16 protein-coding genes are annotated in these 21054 nt (G+C 56.8%); 7 read left to right on the top strand and 9 right to left on the bottom strand.

What is annotated here, in order from left to right; genetic code table 11:
• The first annotated feature begins 50 nt into the window (after window positions 1–50).
• Window positions 51–887: a glycosyltransferase family 2 protein gene (locus tag BLT47_RS06960; RefSeq protein WP_065414881.1), complete on the top strand. Its 837-nt coding sequence runs from the start codon at window positions 51–53 to the stop codon at window positions 885–887.
• Between the two features lie 23 nt (window positions 888–910).
• Here the strand turns inward: BLT47_RS06960 and BLT47_RS06955 are convergent, their stop codons facing one another.
• The 3 genes from BLT47_RS06955 to BLT47_RS06945 form a co-directional block, all read right to left on the bottom strand.
• On the bottom strand, window positions 911–2077 hold the full coding sequence (locus tag BLT47_RS06955) for a nucleotide sugar dehydrogenase (RefSeq protein ID WP_065414882.1): 1167 nt from the start codon (window positions 2075–2077) through the stop codon (window positions 911–913).
• 280 nt (window positions 2078–2357) lie between these two features.
• The gene (locus BLT47_RS06950) at window positions 2358–3224 is read right to left on the bottom strand and encodes a hypothetical protein (protein WP_074663155.1); all 867 of its coding nucleotides are present in this window, start codon (window positions 3222–3224) and stop codon (window positions 2358–2360) included.
• 168 nt (window positions 3225–3392) lie between these two features.
• On the bottom strand, window positions 3393–4652 hold the full coding sequence (locus tag BLT47_RS06945; RefSeq protein ID WP_176764502.1) for a gamma-glutamylcyclotransferase family protein: 1260 nt from the start codon (window positions 4650–4652) through the stop codon (window positions 3393–3395).
• Window positions 4653–4971: 319 nt separating this feature from the next.
• Here BLT47_RS06945 and BLT47_RS06940 point away from each other — a divergent pair, with 319 nt between their 5' ends.
• On the top strand, window positions 4972–6750 hold the full coding sequence (locus BLT47_RS06940; RefSeq protein WP_074663151.1) for a DUF2142 domain-containing protein: 1779 nt from the start codon (window positions 4972–4974) through the stop codon (window positions 6748–6750).
• 302 nt (window positions 6751–7052) lie between these two features.
• Here the strand turns inward: BLT47_RS06940 and rfbB are convergent, their stop codons facing one another.
• Together rfbB and BLT47_RS06930 are read right to left on the bottom strand one after the other, a co-directional pair.
• On the bottom strand, window positions 7053–8045 hold the full coding sequence (gene rfbB, locus BLT47_RS06935) for a dTDP-glucose 4,6-dehydratase (RefSeq protein WP_074663148.1): 993 nt from the start codon (window positions 8043–8045) through the stop codon (window positions 7053–7055).
• A gap of 159 nt (window positions 8046–8204) precedes the next feature.
• A complete protein-coding gene (locus BLT47_RS06930) occupies window positions 8205–9545 on the bottom strand; it encodes a polysaccharide biosynthesis protein (RefSeq protein WP_074663146.1) in 1341 nt (446 codons plus the stop codon).
• A gap of 93 nt (window positions 9546–9638) precedes the next feature.
• On the opposite strand from BLT47_RS06930, the gene BLT47_RS06925 reads away from it, so the two are divergent.
• Both BLT47_RS06925 and BLT47_RS06920 read left to right on the top strand, forming a co-directional pair.
• Complete coding sequence (locus tag BLT47_RS06925) at window positions 9639–10499, top strand: glycosyltransferase (RefSeq protein WP_074663199.1); 861 nt, start codon at window positions 9639–9641, stop codon at window positions 10497–10499.
• 272 nt (window positions 10500–10771) lie between these two features.
• Window positions 10772–11662, top strand: a complete 891-nt coding sequence (locus tag BLT47_RS06920) for a glycosyltransferase family 2 protein (protein WP_083330147.1) — start codon at window positions 10772–10774, stop codon at window positions 11660–11662.
• Window positions 11663–11826: 164 nt separating this feature from the next.
• Here the strand turns inward: BLT47_RS06920 and BLT47_RS06915 are convergent, their stop codons facing one another.
• Both BLT47_RS06915 and BLT47_RS06910 read right to left on the bottom strand, forming a co-directional pair.
• Entirely contained in the window at window positions 11827–12234 is a 408-nt protein-coding gene (locus BLT47_RS06915; RefSeq protein WP_074663143.1) for a DUF2304 domain-containing protein, read from the bottom strand.
• On the bottom strand, window positions 12231–12989 hold the full coding sequence (locus BLT47_RS06910; protein ID WP_049619909.1) for a glycosyltransferase family 2 protein: 759 nt from the start codon (window positions 12987–12989) through the stop codon (window positions 12231–12233). Before BLT47_RS06910 ends, BLT47_RS06915 begins: the two co-directional genes overlap by 4 nt.
• 141 nt (window positions 12990–13130) lie before the next feature.
• On the opposite strand from BLT47_RS06910, the gene BLT47_RS06905 reads away from it, so the two are divergent.
• From BLT47_RS06905 to BLT47_RS06895, 3 genes are all read left to right on the top strand, one after another.
• Window positions 13131–14840, top strand: coding sequence for a DUF2142 domain-containing protein (locus BLT47_RS06905; protein WP_074663141.1), 1710 nt, complete (start codon window positions 13131–13133; stop codon window positions 14838–14840).
• Window positions 14841–15286: 446 nt separating this feature from the next.
• The gene (locus BLT47_RS06900) at window positions 15287–18193 is read left to right on the top strand and encodes a glycosyltransferase family protein (RefSeq protein ID WP_074663138.1); all 2907 of its coding nucleotides are present in this window, start codon (window positions 15287–15289) and stop codon (window positions 18191–18193) included.
• Window positions 18190–19290, top strand: coding sequence for a glycosyltransferase family 2 protein (locus BLT47_RS06895; RefSeq protein ID WP_083330146.1), 1101 nt, complete (start codon window positions 18190–18192; stop codon window positions 19288–19290). Before BLT47_RS06900 ends, BLT47_RS06895 begins: the two co-directional genes overlap by 4 nt.
• On the opposite strand, the gene BLT47_RS06890 is transcribed toward BLT47_RS06895, so the two are convergent.
• Both BLT47_RS06890 and BLT47_RS06885 read right to left on the bottom strand, forming a co-directional pair.
• Entirely contained in the window at window positions 19231–20220 is a 990-nt protein-coding gene (locus BLT47_RS06890; RefSeq protein ID WP_083330145.1) for a glycosyltransferase family 2 protein, read from the bottom strand. The genes BLT47_RS06895 and BLT47_RS06890 overlap by 60 nt on opposite strands.
• On the bottom strand, window positions 20220–20837 hold the full coding sequence (locus BLT47_RS06885) for a dTDP-4-dehydrorhamnose 3,5-epimerase family protein (RefSeq protein WP_074663136.1): 618 nt from the start codon (window positions 20835–20837) through the stop codon (window positions 20220–20222). Before BLT47_RS06885 ends, BLT47_RS06890 begins: the two co-directional genes overlap by 1 nt.
• Between the last annotated feature and the right edge of the window lie 217 nt (window positions 20838–21054).

The raw sequence follows: 21054 nt of genomic DNA, 5'->3' as shown, positions 1-21054 counted from the left end.
GGCCACGGTGATCTTGACCGCACACGGATATTTCCAAGTAGGCTAGGCGCGTGGATATACGAGTGGTAACCGTGGCCTATAACTCTGGTACACAACTTGCAGACTTTGTGGAATCGCTCCCCGGTGCTTTTAGCACGCCCTACGAACTGGTGATTGTGGATAACTCCGGGTTCAATGAGGACGCTTTCGCGCTGGCGCGGCGCCATGGCGGGCAATACATTTGCCCGGGCGATAACCTCGGCTATGGGCGAGCCGCGAATCTGGGGGCTGCCGGGTTTACCGGCCGGTGGCTGTTCGTAGTAAACCCAGACGTAGTATTTGCCCCCGGAAGTGGGGACGCCATGATTTCCGGGGCGCGCTTGTGGCCCAAAGGTGGCGCTTTCGGCCCGCGCATCGAAACTCCAGAAGGCGAGATTTATCCTTCCGCCCGGCGCTTCCCACGCCTAGGTTCGGGCATCGGGCACGCCCTTTTTGCAGACGTGTGGCCTAATAACCCGTGGAGCCGTGCCTACCGAGAAAATGCGGACACCCGCCATGCCCATACCGTGGACTGGTTGAGCGGTGCCTGCCTCTTGCTTCGCCGGGAAGCTTTCGCCCAGATCGGTGGTTTTGACGACGCCTATTTCATGTTCTTTGAAGACGTCGCACTGGGGGAAGCACTCGCCCGGGCCGGCTGGCAGTCAGTGTTCTTGCCGCAGGCACATATCTCCCATGAGCAAGGCACTTCTTGGCGGGAACGCCCCGCGCGCATGATCCGCGAACATCACCGTTCCGCCGCGCACTACCTCGATGAGGTTTACCGCGGCCCGCTCTATGCTCCGTTGCGCGCCGCTTTGCACACGGGTTTGCGCGCCCGGGCAAGTATTCTCACTCGCGGGAAAGCATAGGGCAGGGGAAAGCATAGGGCGGTTTAGTCGCGGGCGAAGACGTCGCGCGTGAGGACGGGTTTTTCCGTGGCTGGCATGTTTGGATCGCGCCGGTTGGTGATTATGGCTTCCACCTTGCCGGTGAATTCTTCCCAATCCTCGAGTACTGGTAAGCCGTACAATTCGGGACCGGTGAGGGCGGGATCGTAAATATAAACTTGGACGCCCCGAGCAGCGATTTTCTGGGCCAGTTTTACGGTCGCCGAAGCTCGATGGTTATCGGAGCCCGATTTCATGGCTACCTTGTAAATACCAATGGTCTTGTAGCCGGCTTTCGCTACCCGATCTGCCAGGTAGGTAATCCGCGTTTCATTCGAATCCACGATCGCCGAAATCAGGTTTTGGGGCACGCCTTCAAAATCGGCGCGCAGTTCCTTCGTATCCTTGGGTAGGCAGTAGCCGCCGTAGCCAAAGCTCGGATTGTTGTAATGGGAGCCGATACGCGGATCGAGCCCCACGCCGTCGATAATCTGCTTGGTATCGAAACCGTGCGTGAGCGCGAAAGAATCCAACTCGTTGAAGAAAGCCACCCGCATCGCCAGGTAAGTATTAGAGAAAAGCTTGATGCACTCGGCTTCGTTCGTATCTACGTGGAGAATTTGAACGTCCGGTTGAAGTGCCCCTTCCGCCAAGAAGTTACCGAACTCGGTAGCGCCTTCCTGATATCCGGAAACTACGATCCGGGACGGGTTGAGATTATCGTAAAGGGCTTTGCCTTCCCGCAAAAATTCGGGGCTGAACACTAGTTTCGCTGCCGGGTGGCGGGATTGCTGGGAAGCGGTATAGCCGATGGGGATGGTCGATTTGATAACGATCACGGCCTGCGGGTTATGTTCCATCACCTGCATGATCGTGGCGTCTACCGAACCGGTGTCGAATTCGTTGCGTTCTTCGTCGTAATTGGTAGGGGTAGCGATAATAACGTAATCGGCCCCGGTGATTGCTTCGATGTTATCGGTGGTGGCCCGGAAATCGAGTTCCTTTTCGCGCAGGTACTCGGAAATTTCGGCATCCTTAATTGGGGAAATCCCGGCGTTGAGTTGGGTAACCCGTGCTTCGTTTAAGTCCGCACCAATAACTTCGTGCCGCTGTGCCAAAAGTACTGCGTTGGCAAGCCCGACGTAACCGAGACCAATTACCGCTATCTTCATTTCTCTTAAAATCCTCACTCGTCCGGTATTTTCCGAGTCTAGGGCGAAAAGAACCGCAAAACTGTGATTCCTAGTGCAGCCGCTGCTCGTTTTCGGATACTATCAGCGCTCTTGCCCAAAAAAGTGTTTTGTGGGCACGGGGTGGTTTAAACAGCCGCTATGCCGGCACATGACGACGTTTCGCCAGCAGTCCCACACGGTGGCGTTCCGCCGCCCAGTAGCGTTGCGATGCCAAGAGAGCTCTAAGGCGGTCGGTCACTAGTTAGCAACGGGCCACTAGCTAGAACGCCCAGCGCCATCCCGAACCGGGCACTCCGAATGGATTGTAGTGAAGATAGCCGTGTTCCGTATCGGTATCGAGGGCAAGCTTTCCCGCAACCGCTTCGCCGGGATTTACGAAGGGCTGGATTGCTTCCGCATCGCCGAAGCATTCGTAGCTCTTCACGCTCAGCGTGCCCTCCTCGATCACCCCGGCCGGATTCGTAATGTACCAAACGTCACGGTCCAAAGTGAGGAAGGGATACTTGGGATCTTTCGCCGCGTATTCGGGGCTCATCTGTGCGCTCAGATCAATTACGAGGAAATTATCTTTACTGGGATGTACCGCGCTGCCGTCTAGTTTCGAAGGGCAAGTGGTCTGCTGCGTAATACTGTTGACAGTCAGCTCAAACACCGAGGTATTCCCACTGTCTGCGGCAAGTCCGATCGGAGTGCCCACGGTAGCCTCCACATCCCCTTCCGGAGAAGTTGGTACCGTGCTCGGTTCTTCCCCCGCGGAAGCAGGAGAAGCGGAAGCTTGCGTGGAAGCTGCGGGGGCGGCGTCGGCACCGGGTACGGCCTCGCGACCAGGTGCGGCGCTCGCTACCGGTACCGGATCAGGATATGGATCTGCGGCCTGGGCGCTCTTGCTACAGCCACTCAGCCCGCACAGCCCAAAGGTAGCTAAACCGAAGGCCGCGCCTGCTGCCACAGCTTTTTGGAAGAACGCGTGGCGGAAAGCTTTGCGGAAGGAAGGTTTCCGTGAGGAAGGTTTCCGTGAGGAAGGGTTCTGGAAGGAAGGTTTCCAAAACAATGTAGTGCGGTGCGGGGCGAGGCCGCGTTGCCGGGTGCCTTGCGAGTTATTGCTAGCTGTGGGTGCGTGTGTCATTGCTTCTGTGCCTCTCTTGCTGGGTGCTACTGCCGTCCCTTAGGGCCTGCTCAGCTTTACTGGGTGCTACGCCGTCCCTTAGGGCCTGCCAAGTTCTGTGGGGCCGCTGCTTTGTTCTTGTTGGCTTTAGCGGGCTGCTTTGCCTGCATTGCCTGGTTCTGTTTTCTTTTAGTAACGGGTGAAATCTCCATCGGGGAGGAGCACGCCGTGGGCGCGGGCCTGTGCCTGCCGCCAAGGCGTGGCCACGTAAACATAGGCGGGCCCCAGATTCGTATCCACGATTTCGCGCGTGTAATTCATCCGGTTGAGGGAACGCCCCGGTACAAAACCTTCCCAACGGTCCAGTTTGCGGATCATCTGGTTGTAGTTCGCGGGCCCGAAGGTGAGCACTTCTCCAACCAGCCCGTGATTTCCAGGTACTGCCCACGGCCACACCCCGCGCAACGGATTACCGTTGGTCACCCACAGTTCCGCCCACGGTGCCCGGGCAACTCGCTTCGAGGTATAGGTACCATTCACCACGAAATCTGCTTCCTGCCCGGTACGCAAAGTGCCGTAGACCATCACCGGTATACCTGCCGATTCCGGTTCTGCTTCCATCCGCCGCACCATGAGCGTATCGCGGCCGTCCCCGTTCCAATCGCCGGCGTAAACGGCGTCGATATTGATTCCGTAAGCGAAAACCGTTTCCGCTATACCGGTTTTGAGGTCGTTTTTCACGAAATATTGGTTACCGCGGCGCACCGCTAGCGTATCGACGCCGTCGCCGTCCCAATCGCCTACCAGCACAGAGTCGTTTGGGTTACCGTAAGTAAACTCGTGGTCGGCGATTCCGGTTTCTAGGTTGTTCTTTACGTAGTACTTGTTGGCGCGGCGCACCGCCAGCGTATCGCGGCCGTCTCCGTTCCAATCACCTACCAGGACGGTATCGCCCGGGTTACCGTAGACGAAAACTTGGTCCGCCACACCGGTTTTGAGGTCGTTTTTCACGAAGTATTGGTTACCGCGGCGCACCGCTAGCGTATCGACGCCGTCGCCGTCCCAATCGCCTACCAGCACAGAGTCGTTTGGGTTACCGTAAGTAAACTCGTGATCTGCTATGCCGCTTGCCAGGGAGTTTTTGACGTAGTATTGGTTGGCGCGGCGCACCGCCAGCGTATCGCGGCCGTCTCCGTTCCAATCACCTACCAGGACGGTATCGCCCGGGTTGCCGTAATAGATCGAAAAGTCGGCCACCCCGCTGGTCAAAGAGTTTTTGAAAAAATACTGGTTGGTAGCCCGCACCGCAGGCGCGAGCGGCAAATTGGGCAAAAGTGCCGGAGCTGATCGCCCGGTGGCCGATGCACTAGCGGCAGGATAGGCAACCTGGGTGGCGGAAGAAGTTGCCGCCACTGTTCCAACTTGGTTGGTGGCAGAAGCGGCAGGCATAGCGCCAAAAGTAGATGCTCCCAAAAGTAGCGCGGTGAATCCGGCGCCGATTCTGCGCCTTCTGCGCGTTCTTCTCGTAGTTGTTCGCGCAGCTGCTCTCGTGGCTGTTCTGAGGGGTATTGCAATCTGAGTTTCCATGGCTATCGCAATCCGATCTGCTCGGCGGTGAGTGGCGTTAGTGCAATAGTAGATGAAAAGCAGCGTTTTAGAAGGGAAAGTTGCCCTTGCGAAATCGGTTGTGCACTGAGCTCTTTTACACCCGGTAAGCTTGCCTTGCATATCACCAAAACAAGTACGGCCAAAAGGAAGGTAGACCGATATGGGTAAGCGCGGGCGTTGGGGCCTCATCGTTGCTTGGTTTTTACTGTTGGGCACGGGTATCGGATTGATTGTTCCGGCTGATGGTGGGCCAGATGAGATGGCACACCAGGTCTATGCCTACGCCGTCGTTTCTGGGCAAGCACCCATGGACGCAAAAGGCACGGTAGAAGTCCCGACCTACGTAAAAACCGACGAATCGGACTGCTGGCGTGATTCCGAGGTTACATCCGCACTATGCGCGCGGCAAATCGAGGGGCGTGATTCCACAACCATGGTGGAGGCGCGTTCCGCCGCCGCGAACTATCCTCCGCTTTACTATGCGATAGTCGGGTGGCCGTTACTCTTCCTCAGCGGATGGCCGGCTTTATTAGGCGTGCGTATCCTCAGCGTATTGCTGTTTAGTTTGCTGGCCGGCACTGGTATTTGGAAGCTTTCGCGAGAAGGGCGCGATTTCCCAACCTTGCTGCTTACACTTGCCGTCACCACGCCCTCGGTATTTGCAATCGTAGCGGGGGTTAACCCACAGGCCCTTGAAATTGGAGCGAGCATCCTCTTTGCCGGTTATGCATGGAATTGGGTGCTTTATCGCGGGCAAAATAGGATACCTTGGCCCGCTCTTACCTTCGCGGCGGTTTTGATGATCCTTTCACGCAGTGTAGGCATGTTGTGGGCGATAGCGCTGAGCCTTGTATTTCTGGTTGCGATGCCGTGGCCGCGGTTGCGCCAGGAGCTTGCCCGCCGCGGGCTGTGGACATATGCCGGGGTATGTGCACTAGCCTGCGTAGCTGTTTTAGCGTGGGGTTTGTTGTTCCCACAACCGCTACAGGAGCCGGAGCCCCAATCGATCGGCGGGGTAGGCCCCATCGTGCATTTCATGGGAAATCTCCTTCCGGAATGGGTAACCCAATACGTGGGTGTAATGGGTGGTGCACATACCGCGCGCATGCCGCAGCCTTTCGTCTACCTATACTTGCTGATCCCTCTCGGCCTGCTTTGGTGCGTGCTGGTGCATGGCAAATGGCGGCAAAGGCTGGTGCCGATTCTCGGAATACTATGTGCTGGTGCGCTTTGCCTGGTAATCGTGATTACCTTGTGGCCGCGTACCGGCCCGATGTGGCAGACGCGCTACGCAATGCCGCTCATTATGCCCGTTAGCCTGTACGTTGCCGCTTTGGCAAGTAAAATCTATGGCCGTATCCGCCTGGCACCATCTGGTACGTATCGCCCGGATAGTTCCAAGGTATCCGGGGCAATATCCGATAAAAGTGCGCTGGTAGGCAGTGAACTGGTAGGTAGCGAAGCTACCGGTGCAGCCACCGGAAATTCTGCGCGTGGAAGCGTTACTGTAGCGGGTGTAGGTTCCAACACCGTTCCCGCGCTTTCTTGGCAACGGCTCGACGCCGTGGCCGCGCGCTTTGCCGGCGTTGTTGCAGTTGTGTGTTGGCTGTTCTTCCTGCGTGAATCTGCCGCGCGGTTCTGGCAGGGCGCTAGTTGGAGCCTTGACGTACTCAGTTTCTTGTATTCAATGCCGTGGTCAGCCCGCCTGGGAATAACACTTGCGGTGGCAGCGCTCGTTGCTGGCCTAGTGCTGTGTTTCTACCTCATGCGGAAGTCTCGTGGCGAGTTTGCGCCATCTACAAGTGACGCCGAAACATTGCCAAAAAGCGAACCTGATACACAAGCAGCTGATACGCAAGAACCTGGTACGCAAGCAGCTGATACACAAGAAGTAGGAGTTGGCGCGCGAGATCCGCAAGAAACTCCAGCAGAGCCGTAAGGTACCTCAGCAGAATCGAAGTTAACAGGAACAGAAAATACGCGGTAGGCGCGGGGATAAACACAAAGTTCCCGGCACGACAGTTAGCGCTAACTACAGCGAAATTGCTCTGAAATTGCCTCGAAATAGTGAACTGTTGGGTAGCTGGCTACCAAATGAGGATAGCTAGCCGCTAAATGCTTGGTTCGAGAGAGAATAGTTAAACTAATGGCCGCGCGAAACCCTGAGTGTTTCGCGCGGCCATTAGTTTGCTAGAGCCTTACGGCTCCGTGTTAGCCTCCGTGAAGCCAGGCTAGGAAGTTTTAGTGGCCAGCCTTGCGGTACTTGGCTTCTACTTCTTCCTTGGCCGGGCGCCACCAGTCTTCATTGGCCTTGTACCATTCGACGGTCTGGTGCAGGCCTTCCCGGAAGTCCTTGTATTTCGGCTCCCAGCCGGTTTCTTCCACCAGCTTGGAGTTGTCGATGGCATAACGCTGATCGTGGCCGGCACGGTCCGCTACGCGATCGTAATCATCGGCAGCCCGCCCAAATTCTTCGTTGATCATCTTGATCACTTGCAGGTTATTGAGTTCACCATCGGCACCGATCAGGTACACCTCGCCAATACGGCCCTTATTGATGATTTCCCAGACGGCCGTATTGTGGTCGTACACGTGGATCCAATCGCGAACCTGGGCCCCATTACCGTAAACGCGCGGGCGGATACCATCGATCAGGTTGGTTACCGTACGCGGAATGAATTTCTCCACGTGCTGGTAGGGCCCGTAGTTATTCGAGCAGTTCGAAATCGTGGCCTCCACGCCGAAGGAACGTACCCAGGCATGCACCAGCAGGTCCGAAGAAGCCTTCGAAGCCGAATATGGGGAAGAGGGCACGTACGGGTCACCTGGCAAGAAGCGCCTATCTTCGCCGATCTCCAGATCGCCATACACTTCGTCGGTCGAAACGTGATGCAAGCGGGTGCCGTGGCGGCGGCAAGCTTCCAGAATCGTGTAGGTACCAACAATGTTGGAACGAATGAATGGAGAAGGATCGAGGAGCGAGTTATCGTTATGCGATTCGGCGGCGAAATTCACCACTACGTCCGCATCCTTAACCAGCGGATCAACCGTATCCATATCGGCAATATCGCCCACCACGAGTTCCACCCGGTCCAGGCCTTCGATCGACTTCGGGTTGCCGGCGTAGGTGAGTTTATCAAGCACCACTACTTCGGCATCCGGGTGTTCTTCCACCGTCTGATGAACAAAATTAGCGCCGATAAAACCGGCTCCACCCGTTACGAGTACACGCATGGGATTCCTTTCCATAAAGTTCTGTGAGCGCCGTGCGGTTCCGCGCATCTTTCTGCGCAGGCACGAATCCGCCCACATCCTTTCTTATACTTCACGCTACCAAGCCTGGCTGAGCCGAGCGAGCATGCAAGTGCGGGTCGCGTGAAGTTTCACCACGTTCTAACGTACACGAGCGCGGGCCTGTAGTGCGCGGTAAATCGCCGAGAGATGCACGGCAGAACCGCACAGAGGTCCGATCATGAGCGCAGAAATAGTGCGAATCTCTAAAGCGGCTGGCATAAACATCAGCGTTACAGAAATAACGACGGCGAGGGCCCAGCCGGCCATATTCCAGCGATGTAGATCTAAAGCCAGCGCAATTGCCCCGCCCAGCATGAGCAAGGCCAAACAGGCCGCTGCGGCTACCAATAGCCCCAACACTAAGCCCGGGACCACATAGTCCGGTCCGTAAATGAAACGCATCAACCACGGGCCCAAGAAATAAGCGGCCACGCCGCCCATCGCGGCCACACCGGCAATCCCGGCGAGTAGTTTCACCAAGGCACTTCCGACCTTTTCCGGCCGGTCTACAAAAGCGGCGATCACCATGGACTGGAAAGCTACGAGCGGCATGAGCAACGGCGCCCTAGTTACCGAAACTGCGGTAACTAGGGGAGCGGCCGCGCTATAAACCGCCGCGTCACTAGTCAGGCTCATAAGCATCGGGAAGCCGTTAATAAGCACCGCGGAGAAAGCCGTAGCGGCCATGGCCTGCGCCATACGGGAAAGCAATTGGCGGAAATCGAGGCTAGCTTCAGCCCGCCAAGCTCGGCGTACCGGCTGCAGGCAACCGAACCCAGCCCAGGTGAGCGTGGCCAGGGTAACTCCTACATACAGGCCTGCCAGTCCGGTACCGGCCAGCCCGGCCACTCCGGCCAGCACCAGCCGCACCGTTGGTTCAGCAGCGGAAAGAACCGCAAAGAGGTTCCAATTGTTCTGCCCGGCCAAAGCGCCCACGGTCCCGAGCTGGCCCGGGTAAGCGAAAGCGACGAGCATCAAAGTTGGCACCATGAGTTCTAGTGGAGCTTGGGCACCGAAAATTGCGCGCCAGGCAGGCCACAGCGCGGCCACCACCAAGGCAGCCAGCACCGCTATCAATCCGATAGCCGCAAACACCCGCGTGGTTTTCCTATCCGCGTTAGCTGGCGCCGAGTGTGGCGCAGTATGGTCCGTACCTGCGGGCACACTGTCATTGCCGGTATGGCGAGCGGCTCGCACGGCGCGCGTCGTCTCATTTTGGATCCCGGAAAGCACCGCGGTGATAGCGGAAAACGCCGACCAAAAAACCAAAAAACTCGCGTTATCTTGCAAGCTAAGCACGCGCGCGGAGACCACGGTGAGGAAGAAACCAGCGAGACCAGAAACGATCGCACTGGCCGCAACCGCCACCACATTTGAAGTATTCGCAGCAGCGGAAGCGTGCGGGGTGGCCGGCGGGCGAGAAGGGGAGGCTGTACTCACGAGAGCCTTTCGAGAATCATGGGCAAAGCCCGTATAGAGTTGGATGTTGACGAAAGTAACCTTACGCGCCAGGGAGCGCAAGATCGGGGCAGTATGGCAAGAACGAGCGTGTGTATGGCCACCTACAACGGGGCGGAGTTTTTGCGCGAACAGCTGGATTCGATACTTAGCCAGCTGGATGCGGATGACGAAATCGTGGTGGTCGATGACTGTTCTACCGATGCCACGCCTGAAATCTTAGAGGAATACGCGCAGCAAGATAAACGCGTACGGGTGATTGCCCGGCGCGTGAACTTCGGGTACGTACGTACTTTCGAACAGGCCCTGCGTGAAGCTCGCGGTCAGTATCTACTCCTTTCTGATCAAGATGATGTGTGGACTACCGACCACGTAGAGGTGCTGCTGCAGGCGCTCGGAGCACAGGAAGAAACTATCCAGGCGCCGAACGCGGAACAGCCTGGCGTGGAGGTGCCGAACGGGAAAACCGCGAACATGGTTTCCCAGGAAGTGGTTCCGGTGCGTGTAGCCGCTACCAATTTGGGTACTTTAGGTGGGCCGCAAGCTTTGCGTGGACCATACGGGCAAGCCGATTGGCATTTGCGGGAAGCCGATTCGAATCGAGGCGCGCGTAATATTGCCGGTATTTTGGCAGGAAATATGCCTTATTACGGATGCGCCATGGGAATCACCGCGACTGCGCGGGATGCGGGCCTCTTGCCGTTCCCGGCTTTCCTTTCCGAATCGCACGATCTGTGGATTGCACTGTGGGGCAATGTGCACCAAGTAATGCAACATCGGGAGGAACGCACGGTATTGCGCCGTTTCCACGCGGCTAATGCTTCTCCCTCCAAACCGCGCGGAGTGGGAGCGGCCCTGCACTCGCGGGCCATGTTGTTGCGCTGCTTGCGGGAAATTCGCCGGCGGCAAAGCCAGAGCCGGCCGGGCCGTAACTAGTACCGGGCCGTAGCTAGCACCGGGCCGTGACTAGTAAACAGTGCTGCTAGCGCAGGCACACCCGCAAACCGTGCTAGCGCAACCACACCCGCAAGCCGTGCTAACACAAGCACACCCGCAAACGCTGTTAACGCAGGCACATCCTGCGAACTTTCGAAACAGCTGGGTTCTTTGAGATAGCCCGCCGTCTTTCTTAGGGAGAAGTGGGTAATTTTCTCCGCGGAGAACTGGGAAATTTTCTTTAGCAAGAATTCGATAATAAGGAGTAGCCCGTGAGTTTTGACATTATGTTGCCCTTCTGGGGAGAGCCGAAATATCTTTTTGAAGCCGTGGAATCCGTTCTGGCACAAGATAGTGAGGATTGGCATCTCACCGTGATTGATGACCGGTACGGTGATCCACAAGTACCGCAGTATTTAGCGGCCCTTGACGATCCGCGTATTACCTACCTAGAAAACGATGAAAACCTGGGCGTGGCAGGTAATTTCCGCCGTTCTATTGAACTGGCCACTTCGGATTACCTCATGGTGATGGGTTGCGATGATGTGCTCTTACCGAACTACGTTTCCACCATGCAGCGGGCAATCGCTACTAATCCGCAGGTCGATATTATCCAGCCGGGTGTGGAAACTATTGATTCGGCCGGGAAAATCCGGTGGAACCTGGCCGATCGGATTAAGTACAAACTCCGGCCTAATACTTCTGCCGGACCGCAAATTCTGACCGGAGATAACGCCGCTTCGCGGCTTTTGGTGGGGGATTGGCTGTACTGGCCTTCGCTCACCTTCCGGCGCGAGACCATCGCCGCTACGCCTTTCCGGGAAGGGTATGAAGTGGTACTGGACCTCGGCGTCGTGATCGATATCCTCATGGGCGGCGGAAAGCTATTGCTCCTTCCGGAAGTAACTTTCCGGTACCGGCGCCACGACGAATCAGTTTCTTCCGTCAAACTCCTGGACGGTTCACGGTTCGCGGAGGAACGAAGCTACTTCGCCCAGGCGCGGCAAGCAGCGCAAGCACGCGGGTGGAAGAAAAGCGCGCGGGCCGCAAACACCTATCTAACTTCCCGGGCGCACGCTTTAGCGCTACTGCCGCAAGCCATAAAACACCGCAATAAAAACGGTGCGAAAACTTTGGTGCGGCACGCATTTGGCCGCTTGTAGGCGCGCACACGTTGACGCGCGGGAAGTGGCGCGCGGGAAGTGGCGCGCACGCGGAAAATCTGCGCGCGGAAAGTGGCCCGCCAACGATGTGGAAAGGGACCCGCGAACGCTACGGGGCCGCGCACAAGTTGGCGCGCGGGCAATCTCTGGTGGTTAGTTTTCTGTTAGTTTTCTGCGCGGTGAGCGGCGGGCGCAGAAGGATCGATTTCGCTAGCCGGGAGGGAAGATTCCACGCGCCCCAAGCGTGCTTCCAAGATTGCTACTTCTTCGGTGAGTCGGCGGCGATCCTCTTGCAGGGCAGAAACTGCCGCCGAAAGTTGGATCGAAATAACCAGGAGGATAAAAGCGGCGGCTACCAAAATCATATTGGAGGCACGCTGGAAACCGAGCAGATCAGAAACCCAGAACAGCAAGGGCGGCCAGATCGCGATCACGAGCAAGCCGATGCCGATAATGAACCAGATATACACGTAGGTTTGCTTCAGGCGCCGCGAACGCAAGAGCCACCACAGGTAAAGCAAAAAGCACAGTGCCGCAATCACCGGCAGTAGACGTACCATCCAGGCGCTCATTGGCGTCCCTCTTCTTTCTTGTTGAGCTCTTTTTCGCGTGGGCGAGTGGCAGCCACCGCCATCGAAATCAACCCGCGCAGCAAAAACTTTGCGGATTTCCACACATTATGCGATGGCTGGCCGGCGATGCGTTCGCGCATTTCTACGCCCACCTGTGCCACGCGCAGATTGTGTTTAGCTGCGATCACCAAAGCTTCGATCGTATCGCCCAGATATTCGGCCGGCATTTCCTCGGCCAGCACTCCAATGGTTCGCCGGTTTGCGAGTTTGAAACCGGAAGTGGTGTCCGTGAGTTTCACCTTGCAAATCCGGGAAAGGATCCCGGAAAGCAAAGACATCGCCCAGGCGCGCGGGCCGCGCACCTCGTAGTTACCCACCCCCGCAAAACGGGCGCCGATCACGAGGTCAGCCCCGGTTTCCTGCATGGTTTGTACGAGTTTGGCAATATCAGCAGGCCGATGCTGCCCATCCGCATCTACCTGAATAGCCATCTCGTAGCCGGCCCGCCAGGCGTACCGGTAGCCGGCGCGCATCGCGCCACCCACCCCGAGGTTGAGGGGGAGCGTTAGGGCAGTGGCTCCGTGTGCTCGCGCCACTTGCGAGGTGCTATCGCGAGAACCATCGTCAATCACGACGACGTGTGCTTGCGGCACATATTCGTGAATCTCCGCCAGGACCGCTGGCAAAGCTTCCTCTTCATTCCACGCCGGAATGAGGATCGCCAGCCCGGTGCCATCAAAACTGCAACTTGCCACGCCTATAACTCTAACTGCTAACCGCACTGCTTACAGGTAGGCGCCGCGCGCCGGTGCACGCCGGTAGAGTGGCAGAATTACACCGGGAAGAAACCGTAACATCTACGTAAAACGCAGCTGCCTGAAAAGGAAAGGGAAAGCATGGAAAAAACTCGGGCTAAACATGCTGGTGCGGCGCGCAGTAAAGGCCGGGCCTCAGGCCAGCACCGGTGGTTTTTCCCGCGTTGTTTCGCGGCCCTTTTCGCCGTGGTTTTCGGACTGTCTTTATTGACGGCGCCTTTTGCCGGGCCTGATGAACAGGCACATTTCCGCTACGGCTACGCGGTGGTGACCGGGCAAGCACCACTGGAATCCGATACGGTACTTGTTCCGCGCTACCTGGCCGCGGCAGATATGCAATGTTGGAATGATCATCCAGAAGACGTGCGCACCTGCCCTGCCGCTAATTTGCACGCAGGAAATACAGAAATTCGGGTGCCAACGACGGCGGCTAATTACCCGCCCTTGCACTATTTGCTCACGTGTTGGCCTTTGCTGTTCACCCAGGGGCCACTAGCACTTATCGCGGTGCGTTTCCTTTCCGCCGCGGTATTTTCTGTGCTCACCAGCTGCGGACTTTCGCAGCTGGCAAGGGCCGGCTGGCGTGGCCGGGCGGCGCTGCCAATATTTGCGGCGCTTTTGTTCCCCACCTGCCTAGCTGTTGGGAGCATGCTCAATCCGCAGGCCCTGGAACTAGGATGCGCGATTGCTTTTGCCGGCCTCTGTATACGTTTGTTGGGCAGCGCTGCGGCACCGGCGGTAACGAATTCTCCCGGGAAGGATTCTTCCCGAGCAGATTACGCGCAATCTGGTTCGCGCTCCGCGTCTGCGATTGCGGCAATACCCAGAGGGCGTATCTTGCTGGCAATGGCACCAATTTTGGTGCTCTGGATTCTGGCCCGGCCGGTGGGCCCCTTTTGGGTAGCCGTAGTAGTGGTTGTTTTCGCCCTGGCGCTGGGCTGGCGCACCTGCCTCGCGCTTTTGCGCCGCCGGGAATTATGGATCGCTGCGGCAAGCGCTTTCGCCGCCTGCCTGGTATGGCTATGGTGGCGCTACCTGAGCGCAGCAACCGTACCGGTAGCGGGGAACGTGGACTACGGCGAACTACTGTTACAGGTGTTCAGCAAGCTGCAGCTGCATCTTTCTTCCGTGCTGGCCTGGGTATCGGTTCCGGTTCCCAGTTATTTGCGCTATCTAGCCGAAGCACTTCTTATCGGCACCCTCATTATTGGTATTTGGCGAGGTAACAGACGGGAAAAAATCGCGCTCGCGGCCGGAATAGTATTCTTCCCGCTTACTATCTTGGTCGTGAACGGGCAGGTTTATGCCGAAGCCGGATACATGTGGCAACTGCGCTATAGCTACGCTCTCCTTATGCCCATTCTCATGCTTGCTTGCTATGCCGCAGCGAGCAGAAACCAAGAACCTGCCACGCAAAGAAATGGCGGCATCGCAGAGAAGAAAAACAATACCGCGGGAGCCCGCAACAGCGCGGTTAGAACAAACAGCGAGGTACGGACAAATAGCGAGGTACGAACAAATGGCGCTAACGGCGTCGAGAATGTTTTCCGCGGCATCTGGATTGGCATGTGTTTGGTGCTCTGGATCGGGTTCTTGTGGAATTTCCCGCAACGCATGTGGCTTGGCACCGCGCGTATGAATCCGAGCTTGTTACCTGGGATGGTAATAGCGGCCTGGCTGTTCGCGGCTGTGGCAGTGTTTTGTTGGTTCTGGCTCATCGGCCACTGGGAAAGGAACTTGGACACTGAGAGAGGAAAAAGTACGCGCGGAAACCCGTGTTTGGCACCATAAAGCGAATGCGTACTGCAAAACTAGCGAGGAGAAGCTAAAGTGTTCCGAAGGCAATAATTCGGAGGCGGGAGCACTCCGGAGGCTCTGTGAAATCCAGACGATTCGTAGAGTCTGCAAAATCCTAACGAAACTGAAAACCAAAACACGCATACATTCACGCCGCGCAATGAGGTGTGGAGGCGGGCACCGGAAAGGCACCGGAAAGGCACCGGAAAGCTGCCTAGTGCAGGGCCTTTGCGCACCGAGTACTGTACTGGGAATGGGTGTATCACGTGGAGGATAGTAAGGCTGTGGGGTTCTACTCGAAAGCTATCCACTGCTGATTCAACCGCGCGATTTAGAAAGCCGGAATTTCTGCCGGCGTGCTCATTGCGCCAAATGCCGCCCAAGTTTCGTACTGTGGGCCGGTGGTGCGAGTAACACGAGAAAAGGAGTGAGGGAAGCGTATGCCGCGCGTAGACACTGCCGGGAACCTTCCGCAGGAGGAAGTATTGAACGCGGGGACCCCGGTTGCTTTCGAAGTACCGGTAGGCACTCCTACGCGCACGCGCTGGGGCCGGATTTGCGATTTTTTCCGATCCGCAGATGGTATTGCCAGCACGGTGCTCTGGCTCTTCCTTTTCGGATTTTTGGCGGTCACGGTTTTGCCGGGGATGACTTCTAGCAAGGTTTTTGGGCCAACGGGCCTCCTGCAAATGGCAGACCCGTGGCGGTGGACGCTCGAATCTGAAAAGGATCAGATCCCAAATAGCGGGCAATGGGATGTATACGATAGTGTTCTTCCTGAATCCATTTTCATTACTGAGTCCGCGCGCGCTGGGCACTATCCGCAGTGGAATCCCAACCAAGTTGGAGGTACCGAAGGTGGCGCGGTGCCCAATGTGGCGCTTCTTTCCCCACTCTCCTTACCCTGGTGGATTATGCCCGCCGCCTACGCTCCGGCAGGCGTAAAAATATGCGAAACGATAGCGGTAGCGCTCGGATTCTTCCTGTTGCTCCGGCGCCGATGGAAATTCGCTAATTTCACGGTACCATTGGCCACCCTCATGTACATGAGCTCGGGATTCATGCTCGCTTGGACGGGGTGGCCGCAAACCCGGGTAGCGGCCATGCTGCCCCTCTTGCTATGGAGCGCAGAAGCGCTGGTGAGCCGCAGAAAGTGGACAACTAGTGCCTGGTTCGGGCTGGTGCTAGCTTCGCTACTGCTGGGCGGGTTCCCCGCGGTGGCGATTTACGGGTTATACCTTGCCGGCGGGTTTTTCCTTCTACGTTTTGTTACCGAATGGCAGGGGATACGCGAAGCTCTCCGTACGCTTGCCCGCGGCCTCCTCGGGGGCATGCTAGGCCTGGGCCTTTCCGCTATACAAATGCTCCCGTTCCTAGATTTCTCGAGAACCTACGTTGATTTTGAAACACGGCAGCGAGGCAGCGGCCCATTGCCGAAAGAGGATTTAGCTACCGCCCTGGATCCGTCTATCTTCGGAGTTGATTTTGATTTGGCTAAATGGCCTACACATTGGGTGGAAGGCCTGTCTTACATAGGTGCCACAACCTTGGTTTTAGCCGCAATCGGAGTTTTATTTGCATATACGGCAAAGCGCGGTATCGCAAGCTATTTTGCGATAGTAGCGGTTCTTCTCCTTACCGGACTATACGGTGAGGACATCGTGACTCATTGGCTTCTCAAGATGCCTTTCTTGGCTAGCTCTTTCCTGGGCCGCGTACGGGTAGTCATGGACCTGGCATTCGTTGTGCTGGCCGCGATAGGTGCGCACACGCTCTATGGAGGCGCGCCTCGCTGGAATGAGGCGCGCGACCGCTTGCAACAGCGTTGGTACCCGAGGATCCGCACGATTTTCGCCGGAGCGGTGATCGTATATTGCGGCTACCAGTTGCGCGATAGTGAGAATCTGGCGCTGGAAAAGCTTGCAGAAGACTACCCCTCCCAAGTCATTCAGCACGGAGTGACCATGGGGTATGTGGTAGGTACTTTACTGGCGGTGCTGGTAATTATTGCGTTGTGCGTGACCTCCAAAGAAGAACGCACCCGGGCGCTGGCCCTTGCAGCTTGCGGCGGGCTAGTTGCCGGCCCGGCTACCGCGACCGCCCGCACGTGGTGGCCGCAGTCCAGTACGGAAAGTTTCTACCCTCCTACCGCAACACACGACTTTCTGGCAGCTAATTTGGGGCAGGATCGATTTGCGCCCGTATCTATAGCAATGCTTACAGGATCGCAAGATGCATACAACCTACGAAGCATGAATGGGCACAAGTTTACGGATCCGAGATATGTGGAAATGCTGGAAAGAATTGATCCAGATGGAAGACTCTCAGCTACTTATTCGATGACGAGCTGGAAGGGACTGCGCGGGGCTGCGGAGCATGGAATCTACGACAGATTGGCCGCACGCTACTTTGTGACGGGCCCGGAAGACCTATCGTTGAGCGTTTCCGATGCAGTAGAGGATATGGAGCCAGTGGTATCGTATGCACTCAGCTCCGGTGGTGATACTGTTACGAGCGAAATTCAGCAAGGGCCGTTGGATGCCCTACTAATTCGTTCCTTTGGCGATGAAGGATTGAGGCAAAATAACGGTATTTCGCACCTGCAGATTACAGACTTGGAGGGCAACCTCCTAGCAGAAAGCCGCATTCCCTTGGACGGCATGATCGATCCGATGGTGTTACCGATTGATGGAACTGCGATCCCGGAAGATCAAATGTGGCAAGCTCAGCTCAGTCTTGAAGATACCGATGCGCAGGCTACCGTGGGCGTAAATGAGACAGGAAATCTCGTCAGCAAGCCGCTTAGCTTCATGGAAGAGCTGGGGATGGAACTTGCTTTCTATGACGGCACGTTTATTTTTGAGCGGCCGGGGGTACTCCATCGCATCCGCTGGGCAGATGAGCAAATCGTAGCCACAGATCCGCAGGAGCGGTTAGACATTATGGACGATCCGGAAACGCCCGGAGAAGCGGTGATTTTGGAATCTCCCGATGTCGTACGTGCGGAACCTTTAGGTACCGGGGAAATTACTAATATTGATACACCGAACCCGGATGATACCTATATTACGGTGCGCTCCGATGGCCCGGGCTGGGTAGTAGTAGCTGAAAATCTGCGGCACAAGGGGTGGCAGGCTAGCCTTGATGGGCAGAGCACAGAAATTGTGCCGGCAGAGTATTTCGCGGGAGCAGTTTTTGTTCCAGATGCGGGCGAACACGTTATTACTTTGAAATATCGGAATCCATACTTCGAAAAGGGCAAGTGGGTTTCCCTGCTTTGCCTCCTCGGAACCCTCGGTATCCTTGGCGGAGCGGCGATCAGTAAGCGGAAAGGTAAAAATAAGTGAAGGTATTCGTGCAGATCCCGTGCCTGAACGAAGAAGCGACCCTCGGGACGGTGATTGATTCAATCCCGCGGGAAATCCCTGGTGTTTCCGAAGTAGAAATCTTGGTTATCAACGACGGCTCCACCGACCGCACGGTCGAGGTAGCCAAAGCACACGGGGTGAAACATTTTGTGCACCACGCCGGCAACCAAGGGTTAGCACGTTCTTTCCGGGACGGTACCGATTACGCTTTAGCACACGGTGCCGATATCGTGGTGAATACCGACGGCGATAACCAGTATCCACAATCAGAGATCATTCGCCTCGTGGAACCACTGGTGCGTGGAGAAGCCGATATTGCGATCGGGGATAGGCAGACCGCCACGATCAAAGAATTCTCCTGGTTCAAACGGAAGATGCAGGCCTTTGGATCTGCCGTAGTAAACCGCGCCGCCGGCACGAAGCTACCGGATGCCGCCTCGGGCTTCCGGGCGTATTCGCGGCTTGCTCTCTACCGTCTGAACGTGATCACGCAATTCTCCTACTGCATGGAAACAATTATCCAAGCAGGAAATAAGCAGCTGCGAATTGCTTCCATCCCGATTACCACAAACCCGAAGACGCGCGAATCGCGTCTCTTCAAAAACATTTGGCAACACATGTTTAAATCCGGGTGGGCGATTATTCGTTCCTACCTGATGTTTAAACCCCATGTGCCCTTGGGACTTACTGCCATACTAACGGGAATCATTGGGCTCATTCCCTTCATCCGCTTCCTGGTTTTCTACTTGATGGGTTATGGCGCGGGGCATATCCAATCTCTAATTTTCGGCTCGGCGATGCTCGTGGCCTCGATCATTTCGGTAACGATTCTGATCGTTGCGGATCTGCAGAAAACCAACCGCACTCTCATAGAAGACAACTTGGAACGAACCAAGGAGCTGCTGTACGGCCCGCCGGCACCCCAACAACGCCACGAGCCGGCACCGCAAAAACGCAGCGAGCCGGCACCCCAACAAGGCAGCGAGCCGGCACCGCAAAAACGCAGCGAGCCGGCGCTAACTGATACCGCGTCGGCCACGCCGCCCGCGCACGGCGTCGCGGATACCGGCGAATAGTTCACGGCGCCTTTCCGAGCCCCGATCAATGAGGAAACCATTGAAGGCCACATATTTGCCTGCCCACCAGGTGTAACGAATCCGCCACCGGGTGGGCATTAGGGCCCGGCCGTGCCGCACCAAATCAAGAGTGTTACGCACAATGTAGTAATTGCGCATGGGGGAGTGCACGTGTACGGGTTGTGCCCGGCCGGGAAGCATCACCACTTCATCGCCAAGGGAGTGGTGCAAATGCGCGGCCGGCACGCAGATCAATCGCCATTTGCGGGCATGGGCCCGCAAACCCCATTCCAGGTCCACATGGTCGATAAACATCGCGGTGTTCATATCACCGACGTCGTCTAAACACTCCACGCGGATAAGGCATCCGGAAGCAACCAGAAATGCCACGTCTAAAATCTCTTGCGCCAGCTCTTCCGGGTAGGCGCGCTTAGGCGCCCAGCGGCGCGCTACATATACCAACTGGTCGGCCCCCGCGCGATCTTCTGCGGGAAGCGGGCCGGCTGCCCCGATCCGCGGATCGGTCTCCAAGCCGGCCAATAAAAGCGAAACCATATCGGGCGCCGGCACAGAATCGTGATCGGAAAGCAAAATATGGGTGGCTTCGAGCTCGCGGGCCCGGGAAATACCTAAGTTCTGTGCGGCTGCTATCCCCAGATTGGTACCGGTGGCCAGAAAATCAGCGCCGGCGCGCGCGCAGAGTGCCGAAAGTTCGCGCACAGTGGCACTAGCAGAGCCGTTATCGACCACGACGACGGCCGCTACCTGTGCGCTCAGCGCTTCCAATAAGGCAGAAAGCGCCGGCGGGTTGTACGTAACGACTACTGCTACCACCCGCGGCGTTTCCCGCCCTGCGACGTCTTGGTCTGTAACTTCCTGCCCTGCGGCTTCCGGGTGGGTAACTTCCCGATCTGCAAACTGTGTTCCCACTAGGCGCGCAAACCTGCCTGGAACTTTTGGTAATCGGCGTAGGTGGGGAGAAGACCTTGTGCCTGGGCTTCACTAAGGCCGGGGGCGGCGGTGTCTTTCTCCGAAAGCAGCAGCTCGAGTTTCTCGCCGTTGCGGCCGGTCTCGGGGTATTCCAAACCAATTTCTTGGCACCGCGGGTTGATGCCGTGTTCGCGGCCGGGCGCGTATTCGGCCGAACACATGTAAAGCACCGTGGAATTATCTTCGAGCGCCACGAAGCAATGGCCCAAACCTTCGGAAATGTAGATCGCCTTCCGGCTCTCATCATCCAAAAGCACCGAATCCCACTGCCCGAAGGTGGGGGAGCCCACTCGGATATCCACCACAAAATCCAGCACGGCGCCGCGCGGGCACACTACATATTTGGCCTGCGAAGGCGGGATCTCCGCAAAATGGATACCGCGCACGGTTCCCGCCTTAGAAACTGAAATATTCGCCTGGCGCAGATCGAGCTTATGGCCCACCTTTTCCGCAAAAAGGCTCGACTTATAAGCTTCGAAGAAGATTCCACGTTCATCGGGGAAATGCTTGGTAGTAATTTCCCACGCACCCTCGATTTTAAGTTCCTGGATTTCCATGTTGAGCACGCCTTTCTATATGCGATACCGCCCCGGCCACGCAAGCCGAGCAAGTATCAGCAATCTATGATCTCGAAGCATATGGTACGTCACCCGGTACAAAAGAGATGCATAGAGTAGACTTTCCGCTTAGATTGAGTGAGGAAAAAGTGGACCCGGAGAAGCCAGGTTCACTCATGTGACGTAGGCGGGAGGTCCGGAATTTGGCCAAAACCAA

Source organism: Actinobaculum suis (assembly GCF_900102025.1).
Lineage (GTDB): Bacteria > Actinomycetota > Actinomycetes > Actinomycetales > Actinomycetaceae > Actinobaculum > Actinobaculum suis.
Note: the sequence above shows the minus strand (reverse complement) of the source record. Positions and strands in the feature narration are given on the sequence as shown.

Bases quoted from the DNA above. Each gene is read 5' to 3' on its own strand.
- BLT47_RS06885 (WP_074663136.1), bottom strand. From the start codon at position 20,837: ATGGAAATCCAGGAACTTAAAATCGAGGGTGCGTGGGAAATTACTACC.
- BLT47_RS06955 (WP_065414882.1), bottom strand. From the start codon at position 2,077: ATGAAGATAGCGGTAATTGGTCTCGGTTACGTCGGGCTTGCCAACGCA.
- BLT47_RS06905 (WP_074663141.1), top strand. From the start codon at position 13,131: ATGGAAAAAACTCGGGCTAAACATGCTGGTGCGGCGCGCAGTAAAGGC.
- BLT47_RS06900 (WP_074663138.1), top strand. From the start codon at position 15,287: ATGCCGCGCGTAGACACTGCCGGGAACCTTCCGCAGGAGGAAGTATTG.
- rfbB (WP_074663148.1), bottom strand. From the start codon at position 8,045: ATGCGTGTACTCGTAACGGGTGGAGCCGGTTTTATCGGCGCTAATTTT.
- BLT47_RS06940 (WP_074663151.1), top strand. From the start codon at position 4,972: ATGGGTAAGCGCGGGCGTTGGGGCCTCATCGTTGCTTGGTTTTTACTG.
- BLT47_RS06915 (WP_074663143.1), bottom strand. From the start codon at position 12,234: ATGAGCGCCTGGATGGTACGTCTACTGCCGGTGATTGCGGCACTGTGC.
- BLT47_RS06945 (WP_176764502.1), bottom strand. From the start codon at position 4,652: ATGCCTGCCGCTTCTGCCACCAACCAAGTTGGAACAGTGGCGGCAACT.
- BLT47_RS06925 (WP_074663199.1), top strand. From the start codon at position 9,639: ATGGCAAGAACGAGCGTGTGTATGGCCACCTACAACGGGGCGGAGTTT.
- BLT47_RS06950 (WP_074663155.1), bottom strand. From the start codon at position 3,224: ATGACACACGCACCCACAGCTAGCAATAACTCGCAAGGCACCCGGCAA.